Here is a 2,712-nt window from a genome sequence, read left to right on the forward strand (position 1 = left end):
AGGCGCTCCGCGAGGAGGCCGCGGCGCAGGTGCCGGCGGCGCGGGCGACGACGAGTTGGGGGACGCCGGCACTGGACATCCGTGCGGGTGTGGTCGCGCAGTTGGATGTGCTGGGTGTGGGAATGATCACAGTGTCGGACGTGTGCACGCTGGAGTCCGGGGACCACTTCTCGTACCGGCGTGAGGGCGCCACGGGCCGGCATGCCGGGTACGTGTGGCTGGACGGGGAATGATGGACGGGATCACGGGGGACGGCGGGGTGCCCGAGGCGGCGGAGCGGGAGCGCCGGGGCGAGTTGGCGGCGAATCTGGCGCAGGTGGAGGAACGTATCGCCGGCGCGTGCGCCGCGGCGGGCCGCAAGCGCGAGGAGGTCACCCTCGTCGTCGTGACCAAGACCTACCCGGCGAGCGACGTGCTGCTGCTGGCGGACCTCGGCGTCCGGCACGTGGCCGAGAACCGCGACCAGGAGGCCGCGGGCAAGGCCGCGTGGTGTGCGGAGCGGGGTGCGGACGCGGCGCTCACATGGCACTTCGTCGGCCAGTTGCAGACCAACAAGGCGCGTTCCGTGGCCCGCTACACGGACTACGTGCACTCCGTCGACCGCCCGCGGCTGGTCGCGGCGCTCGCCGCCGCGGCGGTGCGCGAGGGCCGCGAACTGGGCTGCCTGCTGCAGGTGGCGCTCGACAAGGACGCGGAGTCCGGCGAGGATTCCGGCAGCGGTGCGACGGGGGACCGCGGGGGTGTCGCGCCCGGTGACGTACCGGCGCTCGCGGACGCGGTGGCGGCGGCCCAAGGGCTGCGGCTGTGCGGGCTGATGACGGTTGCGCCGCTGGCCGGGGCGTACGCGGGCCGGCAACGGGCGGCGTTCGAGCGGCTGATGGAAATCTCATCCGGCCTGCGCGTCGCGCATCCTGCTGCAACCATGGTCTCGGCGGGGATGAGCGGGGACCTGGAGGAGGCAATTGCCGCAGGAGCGACACACGTACGCGTCGGCACCGCGGTACTCGGAGTCCGGCCTCAGCTCCGGTAACGTCGCCAAACGAGTCGGACGACAGTAGAAAATAAGCTTCATTCCCGGTCAATTCAGGCAGGGCAGCGTGGATCACGTCACTGGCGAAGGTCGATCCACCGCAGAGCGGAGGGCGTAGAGCATGGCCGGCGCAATGCGCAAGATGGCGGTCTACCTCGGCCTCGTGGAGGACGATGGGTACGACGGCCCGGGGTACGACCCCGACGACGAGTTCGAGCCGGAGCCCGAGCCCGAGCGGCGCCACCGCCACCAGGCCCCGCAGCCGCCGCAGCAGGAGGAGCCGCCCCGGGCGATCGCCTCGCCGCCGGCGCAGCGGGAGCGGCCCACGGACCGGGAGCCGGCGGGGCGTTCACCCGGACTGCTGCCCGAATCGGGGCGTTCGGGGCGAATCGCTCCCGTGTCTTCCATCACACCTGACCGTCCCAGCATGGAGAAGAGTGCGCCGGTGATCATGCCCAAGGTCGTGTCGGAGCGGGAGCCTTACCGGATCACGACGCTCCACCCGCGTACGTACAACGAGGCGCGTACCATCGGGGAACACTTCCGCGAGGGCACGCCTGTGATCATGAACTTGACCGAGATGGACGACACGGACGCGAAGCGACTTGTCGACTTTGCGGCTGGACTCGTCTTCGGTCTGCACGGCAGCATCGAGCGCGTGACCCAGAAAGTGTTCCTGTTGTCGCCTGCTAACGTCGACGTAACAGCGGAGGACAAGGCCCGCATCGCAGAGGGTGGGTTCTTCAACCAAAGCTGAGCCAAGCAACACTGTGCGAGCGGCCGTGGGGCCGGAACGCGAAGGGGAGAGGACCACAGCGAGATGGACGTCGCGCTTCAAGTGATCTACATCGCGCTGTTCGTTTTCCTCATCGTGCTGATCTTCCGGTTGATCATGGACTACGTGTTCATGTTCGCCCGCTCCTGGGAGCCGGGCAAAGCCATGGTGGTGCTGCTTGAGGGCGCCTACACGGTCACGGATCCACCACTCAAGCTCCTGCGGCGGTTCATTCCGCCACTGCGTCTAGGGGGCGTGGCGCTGGACCTGTCCTTCTTCGTCCTGATGATCATCGTCTACATCCTGCTCACCGTGGTGGGCGGCGCGAGGTGATGGTGGAACGGGACGGAGAGTGTCGATATGCCGATGTCGCCGATGACTACGTTGAGGTGAAGAAATGCCGCTGACCCCCGAGGACGTGCGGAACAAGCAGTTCACGACCGTCCGACTCCGAGAGGGCTACGACGAGGACGAAGTCGACGCGTTCCTCGACGAGGTCGAGGCCGAACTGACCCGGCTGCTCCGCGAGAACGAGGACCTGCGGGCCAAGCTGGCCGCCGCGACCCGGGCCGCGGCGCAGAACCAGGGGATGCGCAAGGGGCCCGAGCCGCAGGACCGCCCCGGTCCGCCCGGACACGGCGGGCCGGTGCCCGCCGCCATATCGGGCCCGCAGCCGGTGCCGCCGCAGCAGATGGGCCCGCCGCAGGGCGGCCCGCCCCAGCTGCCTTCCGGCGCACCCCAGCTGCCCGCAGGTCCCGGCGGCATGGGCCCGGGTGGCCCCGGCGGTCCCGGTGGTCCTCCCGGCCACGGTCCGCACGGCCCCGGCCCGATGGGTACCGGCGGCCCGGGCGGTCACGGCGGCCCCGGCGGTCCGGTGCACGCCCCGCACGGCGGCCCGCCGCAGCAG

5 protein-coding genes are annotated in these 2,712 nt (G+C 70.3%); all 5 read left to right on the forward strand.

Going from position 1 to position 2,712, the window contains the following annotated elements:
- Positions 1-233: laccase domain-containing protein (locus H5J30_RS26090; RefSeq protein WP_181789794.1), on the forward strand; the 233-nt coding region annotated here is incomplete at its 5' end.
- Complete coding sequence (locus H5J30_RS26095) at positions 233-1,030, forward strand: YggS family pyridoxal phosphate-dependent enzyme (protein WP_181789797.1); 798 nt, start codon at positions 233-235, stop codon at positions 1,028-1,030. The genes H5J30_RS26090 and H5J30_RS26095, both read left to right, overlap by 1 nt.
- 121 nt (positions 1,031-1,151) lie before the next feature.
- Complete coding sequence (locus H5J30_RS26100; RefSeq protein WP_181789795.1) at positions 1,152-1,787, forward strand: cell division protein SepF; 636 nt, start codon at positions 1,152-1,154, stop codon at positions 1,785-1,787.
- 63 nt (positions 1,788-1,850) lie between these two features.
- Positions 1,851-2,138: a YggT family protein gene (locus H5J30_RS26105; protein ID WP_018837714.1), complete on the forward strand. Its 288-nt coding sequence runs from the start codon at positions 1,851-1,853 to the stop codon at positions 2,136-2,138.
- A gap of 64 nt (positions 2,139-2,202) precedes the next feature.
- The coding region (locus tag H5J30_RS26110) for a DivIVA domain-containing protein (protein WP_181789796.1) at positions 2,203-2,712 on the forward strand (510 nt) is incomplete at its 3' end.

The organism is Streptomyces phytophilus, assembly GCF_013870535.1.
Taxonomy (GTDB): Bacteria; Actinomycetota; Actinomycetes; order Streptomycetales; family Streptomycetaceae; genus Streptomyces; species Streptomyces phytophilus.

Excerpts from the sequence above, each read along its gene's own strand:
- H5J30_RS26095 (WP_181789797.1), top strand. The coding sequence starts at position 233 with ATGGACGGGATCACGGGGGACGGCGGGGTGCCCGAGGCGGCGGAGCGG.
- H5J30_RS26100 (WP_181789795.1), top strand. The coding sequence starts at position 1,152 with ATGGCCGGCGCAATGCGCAAGATGGCGGTCTACCTCGGCCTCGTGGAG.
- H5J30_RS26105 (WP_018837714.1), top strand. The coding sequence starts at position 1,851 with ATGGACGTCGCGCTTCAAGTGATCTACATCGCGCTGTTCGTTTTCCTC.